Source organism: Curtobacterium sp. ABR8, assembly GCF_057812125.1.
The window spans coordinates 1,017,106-1,034,828 of sequence record NZ_CM173818.1 but is presented as its reverse complement, the minus strand read 5'-3'; the positions used below and the strand labels follow the sequence as shown (position 1 = coordinate 1,034,828).

The following is a 17,723-nucleotide window of genomic DNA, read 5'->3' as shown; positions in this document are numbered from 1 at the left end:
GCGTGGCGGGGCCGCCACGGGCCTCCAGTCCGGTTCTGGGTTGCGGTGACTGCCGCGCTCACTTGACGGAACCGGCCGTCAGACCGCCCACCAGGTAGCGCTGGAAGATGAGGTACAGGGCGACGACCGGCACCGCGCAGACGATCGAGGCGGCCATCATCTGGCCGTAGATCGGGACCGCGCCGCCCTCCTGCGTGGTGCCGAGCACCTGCAGGACCACGGCCACCGTCCGGGTGTTCGGGGTCGTCATGATCGTGGAGAACAGGACGTCGTTCCAGCCGAGCAGGAAGGCGAAGATCGCGGAGACGACGATGCCGGGCCACGACAGCGGCAGGACGATCTTCGTCAGGATCTTGGTGCTCGAGGCGCCGTCGATGCGCGCCGCTTCCTCGAGTTCCTTGGGCAGGCCACGGAGGTAGGTGACCATCACCCAGGTCGAGAACGGCAGGGCGAACGTCAGGTAGGTGACGAACAGGCCCCAGCGGGTGCCGATGATCTGCACGCCCGTGGCGCTGGCGATGTTCGAGAAGACGACGAACACGGGCAGGAGCAGGAGCGTGCCGGGGATCGACTGCAGCGCGAGGAGCCCGCGCAGGATGGTCAGGCGCCCGAGGAACCGGAAGCGGACCAGTACGTAGGCGGTGGACACGGCGAGCGCGGCACTCGCGATGGCGACCGCGCCGGCGGTGAGCATCGAGTTGACCAGCCCCTCGCCGAGCGCGACCGTCGACCAGATTGCGACGTAGTTCGACAGCGTGAACTCGGACGGGAAGTACTCGCCGCGGGCAACCGCGACGTCCGAGTTCACCGAACCGAACAGGATGTACAGGACCGGGACGGCGATGAACGCGATGATGACGGCGATCACCATGATGAGCAGCCAGCGGGGCAGGAGCCGGGTGACGTCGGTGTCGTACGGACGCTTGCTCCGTCTCCCGCCGCTGCCGGCCGTGATGCTCTCGGTGAGCGTCGCGGTGGGGCGGGTGCGGGTGCTGAAGGACGTGCTCGGAGTGGTCATGCGCGTGCTCCGTCGATGTCGGCGGCGGTCGGGGCGGCGGCGAGCGTGGCGCGGTCGGCGCGGCGCTGCTTCCGGTTGGGGCCGGCGTCGTCACCGGTGTCGAGCTTGACGGCTCGCAGGTAGACGAACAGCGGGATGGCGACGATCACGAGCGAGCAGATCGCCATCGCCGCGGACAGCCCGAAGCGGAACGACTGGAAGCTCGCGATGTACGTCAGGACGGGCATGACCTCGACGCTCGACGGCAGCGGGATGCCGAACAGCACGAAGGGCAGCGTGAAGTTGTTGATGTTGTGCAGGATCGCGATGATCACCGCAAGGCTGAGCGGCCCGCGCAGGTACGGGAAGATGATGTAGCGGAGCTTCGCCCACCAGGTCACCCCGTCGAGCGCGGCGGCCTCGTGCACCTCGTTGTCCACCGCCTGCAGTCCGGCCAGCGACAGCAGGTAGACGAACGGCCAGCTCGTCCAGATCATCACGCCGGCGAGCGCCCAGTAGGACGCGGAGCCGTTCAGCCACAGCACGTCGGTGTGCAGGATCGAGTTCACCACGCCCTGCGGCTGCAGCATCGTGCGGAAGAAGGTGCCGACGACGAACGCGGGCAGCACGTAGGGGATCAGGTAGATCGACCGGACGAGGCCGCGCCCCGGGAACCGGTTCTGCGTGGAGATCGCGGCCGCGACGCCGATCGGGACGGTGACCGCCGTGACGAGCACGGACAGCGAAACCGAGATCCAGATCGAGTGGAGCAGGGGTGAGTTCGTGAAGGCCTCGGTGAAGTTCGCGAAGCCGACGAAGGGGGCGCTGAACCACTGCCGCAGTGTGTACTGGTCCAGGTCGAGCATCGCGATGAAGAAGCCCACCAGGAGCGGCACCACGATGACGGCGAGCATGAGGACGCCGCCGGGGATGAGCATCCAGAGTGGACGCTCCTTCTTGTACAGGGGCGTCTTGCCGGCCGGGCGCACGGGCCGCGGCGGCGCCGCGTCGGTGCGGGGCCGGGTCTGCGTGCTGGTCATCACAGACCTCCGTTCTTCTGACGGTCGAGGGTGGACTGGGCGTCGCGTTGCGCTGCTTCGAGTCGCGCACGGAGCTGGTCGTCGGTGACCTCGCCGCCCTTGAGTGACGGGATCGACTGCACGACGACGTCGACCAGGGCGAGCTGGATGTCCGACCAGGCGCCGGTGAAGGCGGTGGGCTTCGACAGGCGGCCGGCGTCGATGATCGGCTTGAGCTGCGGGTTGTCGGCCGCGAGCTGTGCGGCGGCGTCGGCGTTGGTCGGCAGGTTGCCGAACAGGTCGTAGTACTCGAGCTGGGCCTTCGGGGCGCTGAGCTGCTTGACGAAGTCGAACGACAGGTCCTGCTTCGTGCCGTAGTCGGACACGACCCAGTTGTCGCCGGACAGGATGCTCGCGGCCTCGATGCCGTCGGCGGGGCGTTCGCTCGCGCCCGGTGGGACGGTGGGGAGCAGGGCGAACTCGTACTTCCCGTCGACCTTCGTGTCCGTGAAGGAGTTGATCGCGGTGGTGGTCGTCATCGGGAAGAACGCGGCCTTGCCCTCGGTGAACTGCGCGAGGGCCTGCGCGTTGTTCCAGCCGATCGCGGCCTTGTCGACGACGCCGTCCTTCGTGACCCAGTCGAAGTAGGTCCGGTAGGCGTTCGCGACGGCGTCGCTGTCGATCTCGGCCTTCCCGTCCGTCGAGACGATGGTGTTGCCGGCGTTCTGCGCCATGCCCCACACGAACTTCCACGGGTCGAAACCGTCGGCGTAGGCGATCGCCATGCCGTGGCGGCCGTCACCGGTCGTGGCCTTCGCGTCCTCGGTGAGTTCGTCCCACGTGGTCGGCATGTCGGTGATGCCGGCCTTCGCGAGCAGGTCCTTGTTGACGGCCATCACGAACGGGCGGCTGGCGAAGGGGATCCCGATCTGCTGCGAGTCGCTCGGACCCGAGATGCCGAACGAGGCCGGGTCGAACTGGTCCTTGCCGCCGATGGCCTTCCACTCCTTCGCCCCCATCTCGACGAAGGCGCCGGTGGCGTAGGCGGTCGGGGTGAACGTGGTGCCGATGGCGTAGACGTCGGGGCCCTGACCGGAGATGACGCTGGTCTGGATCGCGGTCAGTTCCTCCTGCGCGGACGAGTAGGTCTCCCACTGGATGTCCGCGCCGGTGGTGCGCTTGAACTCGGCAGCGGTGTCCTGCTGCCACTGCTTGCGCTCCTCGGGGTACGTGGTGTCCGCGCCCATCATCACGCGGAGGGTGTTCGGGTCGTCGCCGCTGCCGTTCACGACGGCGCAGCCCTGCAGGGAGAGAGCGGTGAGGGCGATCACCGCGACGGCACCGACGAGGGTGCGGGGCTTGAGCCGTGTCCTGTTCATCCGGGGGTTTCCTCCTCGAGACCTCCTCCGGGCGGCGCTGCCCGGTGGCACCACTGTTCCGCCGTTGGCAACATCCGGCAACCGGTTGCCACTTGTTGCCAGACGCGAATACGTTCGGCCTCGTGAGCAGCACAGACACGGACGTCGGCGACGTCGCCGGCACGGGTTTCACCGCCGCCCGACGCGTGACCATCCGGGACATCGCCGACGCGACCGGCGTGGCCCCGTCGACCGTGTCCCGCGCACTCTCGCTCCCCGACCGTGTGAACCACAGCACGCAGGAACGCATCCAGCGAGCGGCCCGCGAACTCGGCTACGTCGCCAACTCGCAGGCACGCGCCCTGACCTCCGGTCGCACCCGCGCCGTGGCCGTGCTCGTCTCCGACATCACGAACCCGTTCTACTTCGACGTCATCCGCGGCACGCAGCACCAGCTCGCCGGTGCCGGCTGGACGCAGCTGCTCGTCGACACCGAGGAGTCCGCCGACGCCGAACTCGCCACCCTGAGCGCGATCGGCGCGAAGGCCGACGGCGTCGTCCTCACCGCGTCGCGCCTGTCCGACGCGCAGATCGCCCGGTTCGCCGAGCGCATCCCGCTCGTCGTCGTGAACCGTCGCCCCGCCGGGGTGCCCTCGGTGCTCATCGACACCCCCGGCGGCGTCGAGCAGGCGGTGCAGCACCTCGTCTCCCTCGGCCACCGCGACGTCCTCTACGTCGCCGGTCCGGACAGCTCGTGGTCGAACGAACGCCGGTGGAAGGCACTCGTCCGGGTCGCGAAGCGCCTCGGCGTCCGCGTCGCACGCATCGGGCCGCACGCGCCCTTCGTCGACTCCGGAGCCGCTGCCGCCGACGCCGCCGTGCACGCCGGGGCCACCGCCTGCATCGCCTTCAACGACCTGATCGCCATCGGGATGCTCGCGCGGCTGCGGGAACGGGGCGTCCGCGTCCCCGAAGACATGAGCATCGTCGGCTGCGACGACATCTTCGGTGCCGACTTCTGCAACCCGCCGCTCACCACGATGACCTCGCCGATCGAACGCGCCGGCCGGGTCGCGATCCGGATGCTGCTCGGCCGCCTCGGCGCGATCCCCGCCGACGAGCTGCCCGGTGAGCACATGACCGGCGCCGTCGCGCTGCCCACGCACCTGACCGTGCGGGAGTCGACGGGTCCCGCGCCCGCCTGACGCCGGCGCTCGCCCGCAGCACCCGCCGTCCCCCGCCGCCCCGCCGCCCCGCCGTCCCGCCGTCCCCGAAGGAGTCGATGATGACCCAGACCAGCACCGCCACCCGTCTCGCCCCGCACCCCGACCGGCTGCTCCCCGCCGACCCCGGTGCACGCCGGGTGGCACGGACCGTCTACGACACGGTCAAGGACGCACCGATCATCTCTCCCCACGGCCACGTCGACGCGGCGCTCATCGCCGCGGACCAGCCGTTCAGCGACCCGGCGTCGCTGCTCATCACGCCCGACCACTACGTGCTCCGGTTGCTGCACGCGAACGGGGTGGACCTGGCCGCGCTGGGACGCGCCGACCTGTCCGCGACCGGCACCGTGCCTCCCGAACCGGACGGCCGTGCCGTCTGGCGGAACCTGGCGGACCACTGGGACGACTTCCTCGGCACCCCCGTGCGCTACTGGTTCGAGACCGAGCTGCACGACGTCTTCGGGCTGACGGAGCAGCCGTCAGCGGCGAACGCCGACGCGCAGTACGACCACATCGCCGCCCTGCTGGCGTCGCCCGCCTTCCGCCCGCGCGCCCTGTTCGACACCTTCGGCATCGAGGTCCTCGCCACCACCGACGGCCCAGCCGACGACCTCGCCGCGCACGCGCAGCTCGCCGCCGACCCCGCGTTCACCGGCCGGGTGGTCCCCACGTTCCGCGCGGACGCCGTGTTCGACCCCACCCGGTCGGACTGGAGGCCCGTGGTCGATGCCGTCGGACAGGCCGCCGGCATCGACACGGGGACCCACGCAGGGCTGTTGGCAGCACTGCGCGCACGTCGCCAGTACTTCATCGAGCACGGCGCGACCGCCACGGACACGGGGGTGCTCGACGCAGGCTCCGCTCCCCTGTCGTCCGCCGAGCGGGAACGCATCCACGCGGCGGCACTGCGCGACCCGTCGTCGCTCACCGAGGCCGAGGCGACGGCGTACCGGCACGACATGCTCTACCGCTGGGCCGAGATGAGCGTCGAGGACGGCCTCGTCATGCAGCTGCACCCCGGCGTGATCCGGAACCACCACACGCCGACGCTCGAGCGGTTCGGACCGGACACCGGCCACGACCTGCCCGCCGTCGGCTCGTTCACCACGCCCCTGCGGCCGCTGCTCGAGGCCTTCGGGACCGCCCCGGGCTTCCACCTCGTGCTCTTCACCGTCGACGAGACCGTGTTCTCGCGCGAGATCGGTCCGCTCGCCGGCTTCTACCCCGCCGTGTACGCCGGTGCGCCGTGGTGGTTCATCGACACCCCGGCGGCGATCGGGCGGTACCGTTCCGCGATCACCGACTCGGCGTCGTTCACGAAGACCTCGGGCTTCATCGACGACACCCGGGCGTACTGCTCCATCCCCGCGCGGCACGACATGGCTCGGCGGGCGGATGCGGCGTACCTGGCGTCGCTCGTCGTCACGCACGAGATCTCGGAGGAGGACGCCGTCCGCACCGCGCGGCGCATCGTGTCCGACATACCGCGGGCGACGTTCAAGCTGTAGGGGCGCGGGCCTCGGCCGGGGCCGTGGCGCTGCGGACGCGTTCCAGCGCGAAGCGGATCTCGGCTTCGGCGATCTCGGCGTCGGGCGCGCCGGGTGGCCGTCGGTCCGGGTCACTGAGGTGGACGTGCCCGATCCGGTCGCGACCGACGCCGGTACGGTCGGACGATGAACCTCGACGTCACCGCTGCGTACGGCGACCGTGCCGGGGAGTACACCGAGCTCCTCGGATCGATGTCGGCCGTCCACGACGAGGACAGGACACAGGTCGAGGCCTGGGCCTCCGGATCCGGCACTCGCATCCTCGACGCAGGGTGCGGGCCGGGGCACTGGGCCGCACACCTGGCGGATCGTGGACACGCGGTGATCGGCATCGACGCGGTCGCACCGTTCGTCGAACACGCACGACGCGCGCACGACGGCGTCGACTTCCGCCTGGGCGCGATCGAGTCCACCGGTCTCGACGACGGCAGCGTCGACGGGGTGCTCGCCTGGTACTCCGTGATCCACCACGATCCGTCCTGCGTCGGCGAGGTCTTCGCCGAGTTCTGCAGGGTGCTCCGGCCGGGCGGCGGACTGCTGGTCGGGTTCTTCGAGGGGCCCTCGATCGAGTCCTTCGACCACGCGGTCGTCACGGCGTACCGGTGGCCGACGAGCGCGCTGGCAGCGGTCCTCGACGACCACGGGTTCGACGTGGTGGACGTCCGGTTCCGGGTCGATCCGGGACAGCGGCCGCACGCTGCCATCCGCGCGACGCGGCGGTGAGGCGCCTCAGCCGCGGCTGTGACCACGAGCGCGTCGGTGGTGGTCGCAACGGTGCCGTCGATCGACATGTCGTTGATGCCATCCGCTCAAGCCGTCGTTCAGGCTTCAGCCACCAGCGAATGCAGCGCTGCGGAGATGTCCGCGACCGCGTCCAACTCCCCCTCTGCGATCGCGATGATCAGGTCGTGCGCCTCGTCGTTCGTCGCCTGCAACCGACGGCCGTTCACTCCGAGGAACACCACCAGCAGCATGAGCCCCAGTCGCCTGTTGCCGTCGACGAGTGCGTGGTTCCGAACCGCGGAGTGCACGAGCGCTGCCGCCTTCTCGAGCAGGGACGGATAGGCATCGCGTCCACCGACCGAGGTCGCCGGTCGTGCCACCGCGGCCTCGAGGAGTCCGGCATCTCGGATCACGAAGTCAGCCCCCAACGTCCGCCGAGCGACGTGCAGTGCTTCGTCGATCGTCAGGTAGATCATCGTCCGAGTCGCTCGAGCGCCTCGGCGAAGTTCGGCAACTCGCGGTCGATGACCTCGTCGATGAGGTCCCGTCGGCTGTGGTGCTCGATGTACTCGCGGATCGCTTCCCGAGCGATGTCCTGCATTGATCGGTCTTCGAGGTCGGCCCGGGTTCGGAGCGCAGCCGCCTCAGCATCGTCGAGTCGGAGTGTCATCGCCATCTGCATGATGGTATCAGTGCTGATACCAGGGCCGTCGATCAGTCGAATGTACCCACCCTTCGATCGATCGCTGCACTGTCCTCCGTCATGGAACGAGGGTGTCGGGGTCGCAACTCGACGATGACCGGCGGGGGCGACTCTGTGGACCATCTCTGACGAGGACCCGGCTGTGGAGGAGTCGTGCTCAGCCGGAAGTGACCGACAGCGCCGCGAGGATCGTCGTCACCGTGCCGTCGACCGGCCCGTCGATGGAGACGTCGACGGCGGCCTCGTCGGACTGCGGCCGTTCGAGCGTCGCGAACTGGGAGTCGAGCAGCGACGACGGCATGTACTCGTGCTGCCGGTGCGCCTGCCGCTCGGCGATGAGGTCGTGCGAGCCGTCCAGGAACGCGATGACGAGGCCCGGTGCCGACCGCCGGAGCCGATCGCGGTAGACGCGCTTGAGGGCCGAGTTGGCCATCACGCAGCGGCTCCCGGACGCCTCGACGGCGGCGATGCGCGCGGCGCAGGCGTCGAGCCACGGCCAGCGGTCGTCGTCGGTGAGCGGGATGCCCTGCCGCATCTTCTCCTTGTTCGCGGCCGGGTGCAGGTCGTCGGCGTCGACGAACACGGTCGGTTGGCCCTGCTCGGCGAGCGCGTCGGCGAGCGCCTGCCCGATCGTGGACTTGCCGGAACCGGAGACGCCCATGACGAGGACGGGTGGGAGGACAGCGGTGTCGGTCATCCCTCCACAGTATTGACGGGGTGAACAGTGGTCCCCAGTTGCCGTAACACCCGTGCGGTCCCAGGGCACCGACCGTAGGTTGGTGTCACGTCCGGACGAAGGAGACGACGTGGCAGACAGCACTGGTCAGGCGAACATCGGGGTCATCGGCCTCGCCGTCATGGGGTCGAACCTCGCACGCAACCTCGCGTCGCGTGAGGGCAACACGGTCGCGGTGTACAACCGCACCTACGCCCGCACCGAAGAACTCATCAAGGAGCACGGCGACGCCGGCTTCATCGCGTCCGAGGACATCGACGGCTTCGTCGCCTCGCTCTCGAAGCCGCGCACGGCGATCATCATGGTGCAGGCCGGCAAGGGCACCGACGCGGTGATCTCGCAGCTCGCCGAGAAGTTCGAGGAAGGCGACATCATCGTCGACGGCGGCAACGCCAACTTCCACGACACGATCCGGCGTGAGCACGACCTGCGCGAGAAGGGTCTCAACTTCGTCGGCACGGGCATCTCCGGTGGCGAAGAGGGCGCGCTCAAGGGTCCGTCGATCATGCCCGGCGGCTCGAAGGAAGCCTGGGAGACCCTCGGGCCGATCCTGAAGTCGATCGCGGCGGTCGCCGAGGGCGAGCCCTGCGTGACCCACATCGGCACCGACGGCGCCGGGCACTTCGTGAAGATGGTGCACAACGGCATCGAGTACGCCGACATGCAGCTCATCGCCGAGTCCTACGACCTGCTCCGCCGCGTCGGGGGGCTCTCCGTGGAGGACCTGGTCAAGGTGTTCCAGGAGTGGAACGGCGGCGACCTCGAGTCCTACCTCATCGAGATCACGGTCGAGGTCCTGAAGCAGCGCGACGCCGACTCGGGCAAGCCGCTCGTCGACGTCATCCGCGACGAAGCGGGTTCCAAGGGCACCGGCGTGTGGACCGTGCAGAACGCGGTCGGTCTCGGCATCCCGGTCTCCGGCATCGGCGAAGCGGTGTTCGCCCGCGCGGTGTCGTCGAAGCCGTCGCAGCGTGCCGCCGTGCAGCGGGCGTTCCCGGACCGACCCGACATCGCCGAGGTCCCCGACGGCTTCGAGGACGACGTCCGAGCGGCGCTCTACGCCTCCAAGGTCGTCGCCTACGCGCAGGGCTTCGACCTCATCATCGCCGGTGCCAAGGAGTACGGCTGGGACATCAACCTCGGCCACGTGGCGAAGATCTGGCGCGGTGGCTGCATCATCCGCGCGCAGTTCCTCAACCGGATCGTCGAGGCGTACGACGAGAACCCGACGCTCGAGTCGCTGCTGGTGGACCCGTACTTCGCGAACGCCGTGCAGGAGGGCGAAGCCGCCTGGCGTCGCATCGTCGGGATCGCCGCCGCGTCGGGGATCCCCGCTCCGGGCTTCTCGTCGGCGCTGTCGTACTTCGACTCGCTCGCGTCCGAGCGGCTGCCCGCCTCGCTGATCCAGGGGCAGCGCGACTTCTTCGGGGCGCACACGTACCAGCGCATCGACAAGGACGGCACCTTCCACACGCTGTGGTCCGACGACGACCGCCGAGAGGTCGAACAGGAACCGTCGACCCACTAGACCGCGGCACGACCGCACCCTCGGAGGGCCCCGCCGATCGGCGGGGCCCTTCCCACGTCCGACCGCGGTCGGCTCGGTTCAGGCGACGATGCGCTCGCGCGCGAGGTCGGCGACGAGCCGGTCCAACCGCGGCCCGCGGCCGAGCAGTCGACGGGCGCCGGGAGCGGTCCGCACGAAGAAGGTCGCGACCGCGGGGGTGTCGTCCGGCCGGACGTAGTGGATCGCGACCGCGCACGCCCGTCGACCGTCGGCGCGGTCGCCGTCTCCGTGGACGTCCTCGATCCCGACGTGCACGACCCGGCTCCACCGGATCACGAGCAACCGGGTGGCCTTGCGGTCCTCGAGTTCCCACAGGGACGCCTCGGTCGCCCCGAACGCCCAGGTCACCCGCGGTCCGAGGCTCGCCTCCGGCCGGACCTCGGCGATCGCGTCGCGCAGTTCGGTCGTCGGAGCCGCCGGCACGAGCCAGACGGTGGGGTCGATGCGGCGGATGGCGAGCGCGAGGGCCTCGTCGGCGTGTCGGCGTCGCACCGCAGCGGCGCGGACGACGGCGACCACGATGACCGTGACGCCCAGCGCGATCGCGCCGAACTCGACGATCCCGAACCAGGACAGATCGACCTCGGGCGCCGTGGCGACGACGACGACCCGTGCGGTGACGAGCGCCGCCCAGATGCCGACGATCACCCACCGCAACGTGGACAGCCGCTGCGCGGCCGACATCGGCGTGCGCTCGGGGCGGCGGGCGCGGCCGGGGCGCGGAACGGGATCTGGACGCCTCGGCACACCCCGATCCTCGCACGACCCGCTCGGCAGGTGCTGCCCGGGGGCGGTGAACGCCCGGGGAACCGCACGCACAGGCCACGAGCGGCCGGGCGACCTACGCTCGGGCGGTGACCACCGAACGCACCACGGACGTCCCGACGCCGGGCGAGCCCTCGACGGACCAGCGCACGGCCGGCGTCCCGCGCCGGCCCGCGGTCCTCGCTGCGGCCGTCGGTCTCGTGGCCGCCGCGGCCTTCCTCGGGATCGCCGAGTTCGGCGCGCTGCTCCTCGGTGGTGCCGGCAGCCCGCTGGTCGCCGTGGGGTCGGCCGTGATCGACCTCGCACCCGCGGGCGCCAAGAACCTGATGGTCGCCCTGTTCGGCACCGGCGACAAGGTCGCGCTCTTCGTGCTCATGACCGTCCTGGTCGCCGCGATCAGCGCCGGTGCCGGGGTCCTCGAGCGCGCTCGTCCGCCCTTCGGAGCACTCGTCTTCGCCGTCGGCGGGGTGCTCGCACTCATCGCGGTCAGCACCCGTTCCGGCAGCGGCACGTTCGACGGCGCCCCGACCGTCTTCGGCGTTGCCGCCGCCGTGATCACCCTGCGGCTGCTGCTGCGTCGGCTCCGGCGCTGGGAGGCCGCCGCAGCCGTCCCGTCGGCGTCACCGCGACCTGCCTCGGCCGAGCGCCGCACGTTCCTGGTCTGGGGTGTCGGGACCGCAGCGGTGGCGGTCGTGGTGGGCACTGCCTCCAGGGTGGGGTCGTCGGCGATGCAGGCGGTCGCCGCTGCTCGACGAGCCGTCCGCCTGCCCGCGGCGGCGACGCCCGCACCGGCGGTGCCGGGCGGTGCCTCGCTCGACGTCGACGGGATCACGCCGTACGTCACGCCGAACGCCGACTTCTACCGGATCGACACCGCGCTGCGCGTCCCGTCGATCGACCCGGCCGACTGGAGCCTGCGCATCCACGGCGCCGTCGAGCACGAGGTGACGCTGACGTGGGACGAACTGCTGGCCCTGCCGCTCGAGGAGCACATGGCCACCCTGAGCTGCGTGTCGAACGAGGTGGGTGGTGACCTGATCGGCAACGCGCTCTGGCTCGGGTACCCGATCCGAGAGCTGCTGGCCCGCGCGAAGCCGACCGGGGACGCCGACATGGTGCTGTCCCGCAGCATCGACGGGTTCACCGCCGGGACGCCGCTCGACGTGCTGCAGGACGAGGGCACGGATGCGCTGCTCGCCATCGGGATGAACGGGGAACCACTGCCGACCGAGCACGGGTTCCCCGCGCGGATGGTCGTGCCCGGGCTGTTCGGCTACGTGTCGGCGACGAAGTGGGTCACCGAGATGGAGGTCACGCGCTTCGCCGACGCGCAGGGGTACTGGACGCCGCGCGGCTGGTCGGAACGCGGGCCCGTGAAGCTCGAGTCTCGCATCGACACCCCGCGGAACGGGACGACCGTCACGGTCGGCGAGCAGGTCGCCATCGCCGGGGTCGCCTGGCAGCCGCACACCGGGGTGAAGGCCGTGCAGGTCCGCGTCGGCGGGGGCGCGTGGCAGCAGGCGGAGCTCGCCGAGTCGGTGTCGGCGGACACCTGGCGCCAGTGGGTGCTGCGGTGGACGCCGACCGCCGGGTCGCACCGGATCGAGGTCCGCGCGGTGAGCGCCGACGGCGAAGTGCAGACGAGCGTCGAGCGGCCACCAGCGCCGAACGGTGCGACGGGGTGGGCCACGGTGACGGTGGACGCGAAGTAGCGCGGGTCGGGCGGCGTGCGACCCGCCGTCTGCGTGTCGCCGAGGTTCCGAAATCTCGGCATGTCGAGCGTCCGAACGGCCATTCGTGCGACCTCGGCGAACCTGAGCGGCGTGTCGCGGCCCCTCGGCGAGCCGGGATCGCGGGTCGGTCCCGCGGGTCAGGCGGGGAGCGTCGCGACCACGCAGGTGCCGTCGACCTCGTCGTCCCGCTCGACCACGGCCGCGAACCCTTCGGCCACGAACGCCGCGACCGACGCATCTGCCTGCGCCACGGACACCTCGATCACGACCGAACCACCGGGGCGCAACCACTCCCCCGCGCCCGCGGCGATCCGCCGGTGCAGGTCCAGGCCGTCCGACCCACCGTCGAGCGCGACGCGGTGCTCGTGCTCCCGCGCCTCGACCGGCATCATCGCGATCGATGCCGTCGGGACGTAGGGGGCGTTCACCGCGACGACGTCGACCGCGCCACGGAACCGATCCGGCAGCGGCGCGAACAGGTCACCGGCGACGACGATCCCACGGTCGCCGATGTTCTCGGCCGCGACGTCGACGGCGTCCGGGTCGATGTCCGTGGCCACGAGGTCGAGTGCGCCGACCCGGCCGAACAACGCCACCGAGATCGCGCCGGCGCCGCAGCAGAGATCGACCACGCGGTCGTAGCGCTGCAGCCGACGCGCGGCCTGCTCGACGACGACGGCCGTGCGGGCACGCGGCACGAAGACCCCGGGGGTCACCCGGATGCGGTGTCCGTCGAACGCGGCCCACCCGAGCACGTACTCGAGCGGCTCACCGGCCAGGCGACGCTGGACGAGCGAGCGCAGCCGGACGGGCTCACCGGCTCCTGCTTCGAGGAGCAGGTCGGCTTCGTCCTCGGCGAAGACGCTCCCCGCGGCCCGGAGTCGGGCCGCGAGAGCGTCACGCGCGGGATGGGTCAAGCGGCGCCGTCGAACATCGACGTGACGGAACCGTCGTCGAAGACCTCGTGGATGGCGCGGGCCAGGAGCGGGGCGATCGGCAGGATCTCGAGACGGTCCCAACGCTTCTCGACCGGCACCGGCAGGGTGTCGGTCACGACGACGCGGTCGATGAACTCGCTCTGCAGCAGCTCGGTGGCCGGGTCGGAGAACACGGCGTGCGTCGCGGCGACGACGACGCCGATCGCGCCGGCCTCCTTCAGCGCCTCGGCAGCCTTGGCGATCGTGCGCCCGGTGTCGATCAGGTCGTCGACGAGCAGGCACCAGCGGCCGGAGACGTCGCCGACGATCTCGTGCACCGTGACCTGGTTCGGGACCAGCGGGTCGCGGCGCTTGTGGATGATGGCGAGGGGCGCACCGAGCTTCTCGGACCAGATGTCGGCGACGCGGACGCGGCCCATGTCCGGGGACACGACCGTCAGGATCGACGGGTCGAGGATCTCCTTGAAGTGCTCGAGCAGCACCGGCATGGCGAAGAGGTGGTCCACCGGGCCGTCGAAGAAGCCCTGAATCTGGGCGGCGTGCAGGTCGACGCTCATGATCCGGTGGGCGCCGGCAGCCTTGAACAGGTCGGCGACGAGGCGGGCCGAGATCGGCTCGCGACCGCGGCCCTTCTTGTCCTGACGGGCGTACGGGTAGAAGGGCGCGACGACGGTGATGCGCTTGGCCGAGGCCCGCTTCAGCGCGTCGACGATGATGAGCTGCTCCATGAGCCACTCGTTGATCGGTGCCGTGTGCGACTGGATGACGAACGCGTCGCATCCGCGGACCGACTCGTCGAACCGGACGTAGAGCTCACCGTTCGCGAAGGTCCGGGCGTCGGTGGGGACCAGGTCGACGCCGAGTTCCTCTGCGATCTCGGCGGAGAGCGCCGGGTGTGCTCGCCCCGAGACGAGGACGAGTCGTTTCTGGCCGGTTGTCTTGATTCCGGACAAGTGCGGTGCTCACTCCCTGACCCGTGTGGGGTCGATGTCGACGACCGGTGGTCGCCAGGATCTATTCGCCGTTCGCGTGCCGAGCAGCCTCGGCCGCCGGTGTGCCGGGTCGGTGTTCCTCGACCCATCCGTCGGTGTTGCGCTGTGGGGCGTAGCTGATCGCGAGCGATCCGGCCGGGACGTCCTTGCGGACCGTCGTTCCGGCACCCGTGTACGCGCCGTCACCAATCCTAACCGGGGCGACGAAGACGTTGTGCGAGCCGGTGCGGACGTTCGAACCGACCTCGGTGCGGTGCTTGTGCACGCCGTCGTAGTTCGCGGTGATCGTGTTCGCGCCGATGTTCGAGTCCTCGCCCACCTCGGCGTCGCCGATGTACGACAGGTGCGGGACCTTGCTGCCACGGCCGATCTTCGCGTTCTTCGTCTCGACGAAGGTGCCGATCTTGCCCTGGTCGCCGAGGATCGTGCCCGGACGCAGGTACGCGAACGGTCCCACCGAGGCGCCGTCGCCGATGACCGCGAGGGTGGCGTCGACCCGGTTCACCGTCGCCCCGGCACCGACCTCGGTGTCGCGCAGCGTGGTGTCCGGCCCGACCACGGCACCGGCGGCGATCGCGGTCGCTCCGAGGAGCTGGGTGCCGGGCAGGACCTCGGCGTCCGCCTCGATCGAGACGTCGAGGTCGATCCAGGTGGTCGCCGGGTCCTGCACGGTGACGCCGGCGAGCTGGTGTCGGCGGACGATGCGGGCGTTGAGCTCGCGTGCGGCATCGGAGAGCTGCGCGCGGTCGTTGATGCCGGCGACGAGCCACGAGTCGGTCAGGGTGACCACGTCGATGCGCCCGCCTCGGTCGCTGATCAGCGCGGGGGCGTCGGTGATGTACTTCTCGCCCTGCGCGTTCGCCGTGGTGAGCGACGGCAGGACCGCGCGGAGGTGCGTCACGTCGAACGCGTAGATGCCCGCGTTCGCCTCGGCGATGGCCAGCTGTTCGGTCGTCGCGTCCTTGTGCTCGACCACCCCGATGAACGCGCCGTCGGCGTCACGCACGATCCGTCCGAGGCCGGTCGGGTCCGGGGCGATCGCACTGACGAAGGTCGCCCCGTTGCCGCCACGGGCGTGCGCGTCGACGAGCAGGCGGAGCGACGCCGCATCGAGCAACGGGACGTCGCCGGAGAGCACCACGACCGCACCGTCGAAGTCGGCGGGGAGCGCCTGGACGGCGACCTCGACCGCGCGACCGGTGCCGGGGACGTCGTCCTGGTCGACGACGATGGCGTCGGGCGCGCGCTCGGTGATCTCCGCTGCGACGAGGTCACGCTCGTGCCGGACGACCACCGCGACGTGTTCCGGCCCGAGGGACGACGCCGTCCGCAGGACGTGGGCGATGAGCGGCAGCCCGGCGAGCCGGTGCAGCACCTTGGGGGTGGACGACTTCATGCGCGTGCCCTGCCCGGCGGCGAGGACGACGACGGCGATGCGCTGGTCGGTCATGGGTCCATCCTGGCGCACCCGCGCCGCGGAGTCCGGCGGAACCGCGGCGCTGTGCACAACGATGCGCACAACCGCAGCGGTGCGGGACCGCCTACGTCCGGGGCTCGGGCTTCACGAACGCCATGAGCACCAGCCCCGCGACGAGCACCACCACGATCCCGAGGATGCCGAAGCGCGTCGAGCCGCCGATCGTCACCGCGACGCCGAACAGCGCCGGCGCCAGGAACGACGCCGCCCGGCCGGTGGTGGCGTAGAGGCCGAAGAGCTCGCCTTCGCGGCCGGGGGTCGCCAGCCGCGCCAGGTACGCCCGCGACGACGACTGCACGGGTCCGACGAACAGCGCCAGGGTGAGCCCGAGCACCCAGAACCACTCGGTCCGCGTCCCCGCGGCGAGCACGCCGAGTCCGCAGGCGGCGAGGCCGATCAACGACACCATGATGAGCGCACGCGAGCCGAACCGGTCGTCGAGCCGTCCGGACACGAAGGTGGCGACGCCGGCGACGACGTTCGCGGCGATGGCGAACACGATGACCTGCGACGCGCTGAAGCCGAACACCTGGGCCGCGATGATGCCGCCGAAGGTGAAGACCGCGCCGACACCGTCGCGGAAGACGGCGCTGGCGAGCAGGAACGCGAGCACGTTGCGCCGTTCGCGCCAGAGCCGGGCGATGTCACGCCCCAGGTCGCGGTAGGCGCCGAGCACGCCACCGGTCCCGCGCGGATCGGGCGCGGCCTCTGGCACCACGATGAAGAGCGGGATCGAGCTGACCGCGAGCCACACGGCGGCGATGCCGATCGCGACGCGGACGTCCCACTGCCCGGTCGCGACGGTTGCGGGCAGCTGCAGGAGCCCGCCGACGACACCGTCGCCCCGGAAGTCCTGGATGCAGAGGACGAGCAGCACCACGAGCAGCACGATGCCGCCGAAGTAGCCGGCGGCCCACCCGATCGCGGAGACCCGTCCGGTCCGTTCCCCCGACGCGATCTGCCCGATCATGGCGTTGTAGCCGACGCTCGCGATCTCGTACGCGACCGTGCCGATGCCGAGCAACGCGGCGCCGAGCACCAGGTACGGCTGGCTCGGTGCGACGAACACCATGCCGCCGATGGACAGGACGATGCCGATCGTGGCGATGAGGACGGACCGGCGCCGGTGCCCGGACGAGTCCGCCAGACGCCCGATCGCCGGGGCGACGAGCGCGACGACGATGCCGGCGATCGTCAGCGCCGTGGAGACCACGGCGGCGTTGTGGGCGAGCTCGCGCTCCACGAAGGCCTTGCCGGCGGCGGAGGTGTCGGCCACCCGCGCCGGGTCGACGAACGCCCGGCTCGCCAGGTACGTGCTGAAGACGAAGGTGGTGACGACGGCGTTGAACGCCGCGGATCCCCAGTCCCAGAGCGCCCAGGAGACGAGCGCGCGCCGGTCGGTGCGCTGCGGCACCACGGCGGCCGGAGAAGCGGTCATGCGCGAACCGTAGCGCGTCCCGGTGACGCAGCGGTGGCCCCGTTCCGGGTCACGTGCCGGACTGGGCCCACGCCGCCGGTCCCGGACCGACGCGCCAGCGGCGGGTCGGCCGTGCCGGTGGGGGGAGGCCCGTGGCGGCCTGACCACGGGCCTCCCGTCCGCACCGTGCGCGCGCCGTCACCCCGTGCGAGCTTCCGCGCACCGTGCGCGCCCACAGGGCGGCACCATGCCGCCGACCATGGGCCCAACGACCAACCTCGCACCGTGCACCAGCCATCAGCCGGACGGGAGGCCCGTGGCGGCCTGGCCACGGGCCTCCCGTCCGCACCGTGCGCGCGCCGTCACCCCGTGCGAGCTTCCGCGCACCGTGCGCGCTTCCGCGCACCGTGCGCGCCCACAGGGCGGCACCATGCCGACGACCGTGGGCCCAACGACCAACCTCGCACCGTGCACCAGCCATCAGCCGGACGGGAGGCCCGTGGCGGCCTGGCCACGGGCCTCCCG

The 17,723-nt window shown here is 71.1% G+C and carries 16 protein-coding genes; 5 read left to right on the top strand and 11 right to left on the bottom strand.

The features are described 5' to 3' along the window. Positions 1-58 precede the first annotated feature (58 nt). Genes ACXKZB_RS05075 through ACXKZB_RS05065 form a run of 3 tightly spaced genes read right to left on the bottom strand, consistent with a single transcriptional unit; the run spans position 59 to position 3,395 of the window. Complete coding sequence (locus tag ACXKZB_RS05075; RefSeq protein WP_488824985.1) at positions 59-1,018, bottom strand: carbohydrate ABC transporter permease; 960 nt, start codon at positions 1,016-1,018, stop codon at positions 59-61. Next, a complete protein-coding gene (locus ACXKZB_RS05070) occupies positions 1,015-2,037 on the bottom strand; it encodes a carbohydrate ABC transporter permease (protein WP_222659830.1) in 1,023 nt (340 codons plus the stop codon). Before ACXKZB_RS05070 ends, ACXKZB_RS05075 begins: the two co-directional genes overlap by 4 nt. Beyond that, on the bottom strand, positions 2,037-3,395 hold the full coding sequence (locus ACXKZB_RS05065; protein WP_488824984.1) for an ABC transporter substrate-binding protein: 1,359 nt from the start codon (positions 3,393-3,395) through the stop codon (positions 2,037-2,039). The genes ACXKZB_RS05070 and ACXKZB_RS05065 overlap by 1 nt, the downstream gene beginning before the upstream one ends. A 122-nt stretch (positions 3,396-3,517) precedes the next feature. On the opposite strand from ACXKZB_RS05065, the gene ACXKZB_RS05060 reads away from it, so the two are divergent. The 3 genes from ACXKZB_RS05060 (at position 3,518) to ACXKZB_RS05050 (ending at position 6,870) form a co-directional block, all read left to right on the top strand. Then, a complete protein-coding gene (locus ACXKZB_RS05060; protein ID WP_488824983.1) occupies positions 3,518-4,579 on the top strand; it encodes a LacI family DNA-binding transcriptional regulator in 1,062 nt (353 codons plus the stop codon). Positions 4,580-4,659: 80 nt separating this feature from the next. Continuing rightward, on the top strand, positions 4,660-6,108 hold the full coding sequence (gene uxaC / locus ACXKZB_RS05055; protein ID WP_488824982.1) for a glucuronate isomerase: 1,449 nt from the start codon (positions 4,660-4,662) through the stop codon (positions 6,106-6,108). Between the two features lie 165 nt (positions 6,109-6,273). Next, positions 6,274-6,870, top strand: a complete 597-nt coding sequence (locus ACXKZB_RS05050) for a class I SAM-dependent methyltransferase (protein ID WP_488824981.1) — start codon at positions 6,274-6,276, stop codon at positions 6,868-6,870. 98 nt (positions 6,871-6,968) lie between these two features. Here ACXKZB_RS05050 and ACXKZB_RS05045 read toward each other — a convergent pair whose 3' ends face one another. The 3 genes from ACXKZB_RS05045 to ACXKZB_RS05035 form a co-directional block, all read right to left on the bottom strand. Continuing rightward, on the bottom strand, positions 6,969-7,346 hold the full coding sequence (locus ACXKZB_RS05045) for a type II toxin-antitoxin system death-on-curing family toxin (protein WP_488824980.1): 378 nt from the start codon (positions 7,344-7,346) through the stop codon (positions 6,969-6,971). Further along, positions 7,343-7,546 carry a ribbon-helix-helix protein, CopG family gene (locus tag ACXKZB_RS05040; RefSeq protein ID WP_488824978.1) on the bottom strand — a complete coding sequence of 68 codons (204 nt, stop codon included), beginning with the start codon at positions 7,544-7,546 and terminating at the stop codon, positions 7,343-7,345. The genes ACXKZB_RS05045 and ACXKZB_RS05040 overlap by 4 nt, the downstream gene beginning before the upstream one ends. 184 nt (positions 7,547-7,730) lie before the next feature. Next, positions 7,731-8,270, bottom strand: a complete 540-nt coding sequence (locus tag ACXKZB_RS05035) for a gluconokinase (RefSeq protein WP_488824976.1) — start codon at positions 8,268-8,270, stop codon at positions 7,731-7,733. 109 nt (positions 8,271-8,379) lie between these two features. Between ACXKZB_RS05035 and gndA the strand changes: the two genes are divergently transcribed. Continuing rightward, positions 8,380-9,837: an NADP-dependent phosphogluconate dehydrogenase gene (gene gndA, locus ACXKZB_RS05030; protein WP_488824974.1), complete on the top strand. Its 1,458-nt coding sequence runs from the start codon at positions 8,380-8,382 to the stop codon at positions 9,835-9,837. Between the two features lie 78 nt (positions 9,838-9,915). On the opposite strand, the gene ACXKZB_RS05025 is transcribed toward gndA, so the two are convergent. After that, positions 9,916-10,623: a hypothetical protein gene (locus ACXKZB_RS05025; RefSeq protein ID WP_488824972.1), complete on the bottom strand. Its 708-nt coding sequence runs from the start codon at positions 10,621-10,623 to the stop codon at positions 9,916-9,918. Positions 10,624-10,730: 107 nt separating this feature from the next. Here ACXKZB_RS05025 and ACXKZB_RS05020 point away from each other — a divergent pair, with 107 nt between their 5' ends. Then, complete coding sequence (locus ACXKZB_RS05020) at positions 10,731-12,353, top strand: molybdopterin-dependent oxidoreductase (RefSeq protein WP_488824971.1); 1,623 nt, start codon at positions 10,731-10,733, stop codon at positions 12,351-12,353. A gap of 158 nt (positions 12,354-12,511) precedes the next feature. Here the strand turns inward: ACXKZB_RS05020 and ACXKZB_RS05015 are convergent, their stop codons facing one another. The 4 genes from ACXKZB_RS05015 to ACXKZB_RS05000 all read right to left on the bottom strand — a co-directional run bounded on the left by ACXKZB_RS05015 (position 12,512) and on the right by ACXKZB_RS05000 (position 17,219). Next, positions 12,512-13,291, bottom strand: coding sequence for a putative protein N(5)-glutamine methyltransferase (locus ACXKZB_RS05015; protein ID WP_488824969.1), 780 nt, complete (start codon positions 13,289-13,291; stop codon positions 12,512-12,514). Then, positions 13,288-14,265: a ribose-phosphate diphosphokinase gene (locus tag ACXKZB_RS05010; protein WP_123313244.1), complete on the bottom strand. Its 978-nt coding sequence runs from the start codon at positions 14,263-14,265 to the stop codon at positions 13,288-13,290. The genes ACXKZB_RS05015 and ACXKZB_RS05010 overlap by 4 nt, the downstream gene beginning before the upstream one ends. Positions 14,266-14,326: 61 nt before the next feature. Continuing rightward, positions 14,327-15,754, bottom strand: coding sequence for a bifunctional UDP-N-acetylglucosamine diphosphorylase/glucosamine-1-phosphate N-acetyltransferase GlmU (gene glmU / locus ACXKZB_RS05005; protein WP_488824968.1), 1,428 nt, complete (start codon positions 15,752-15,754; stop codon positions 14,327-14,329). A 91-nt stretch (positions 15,755-15,845) separates the two neighbouring features. Beyond that, positions 15,846-17,219, bottom strand: a complete 1,374-nt coding sequence (locus ACXKZB_RS05000) for an MFS transporter (protein WP_488824966.1) — start codon at positions 17,217-17,219, stop codon at positions 15,846-15,848. Between the last annotated feature and the right edge of the window lie 504 nt (positions 17,220-17,723).

Bases quoted from the DNA above. Each gene is read 5' to 3' on its own strand.
- ACXKZB_RS05075 (WP_488824985.1), bottom strand. From the start codon at position 1,018: ATGACCACTCCGAGCACGTCCTTCAGCACCCGCACCCGCCCCACCGCG.
- ACXKZB_RS05070 (WP_222659830.1), bottom strand. From the start codon at position 2,037: ATGACCAGCACGCAGACCCGGCCCCGCACCGACGCGGCGCCGCCGCGG.
- ACXKZB_RS05065 (WP_488824984.1), bottom strand. From the start codon at position 3,395: ATGAACAGGACACGGCTCAAGCCCCGCACCCTCGTCGGTGCCGTCGCG.
- uxaC (WP_488824982.1), top strand. From the start codon at position 4,660: ATGACCCAGACCAGCACCGCCACCCGTCTCGCCCCGCACCCCGACCGG.
- ACXKZB_RS05050 (WP_488824981.1), top strand. From the start codon at position 6,274: ATGAACCTCGACGTCACCGCTGCGTACGGCGACCGTGCCGGGGAGTAC.
- ACXKZB_RS05045 (WP_488824980.1), bottom strand. From the start codon at position 7,346: ATGATCTACCTGACGATCGACGAAGCACTGCACGTCGCTCGGCGGACG.
- ACXKZB_RS05040 (WP_488824978.1), bottom strand. From the start codon at position 7,546: ATGGCGATGACACTCCGACTCGACGATGCTGAGGCGGCTGCGCTCCGA.
- ACXKZB_RS05035 (WP_488824976.1), bottom strand. From the start codon at position 8,270: ATGACCGACACCGCTGTCCTCCCACCCGTCCTCGTCATGGGCGTCTCC.
- glmU (WP_488824968.1), bottom strand. From the start codon at position 15,754: ATGACCGACCAGCGCATCGCCGTCGTCGTCCTCGCCGCCGGGCAGGGC.
- ACXKZB_RS05000 (WP_488824966.1), bottom strand. From the start codon at position 17,219: ATGACCGCTTCTCCGGCCGCCGTGGTGCCGCAGCGCACCGACCGGCGC.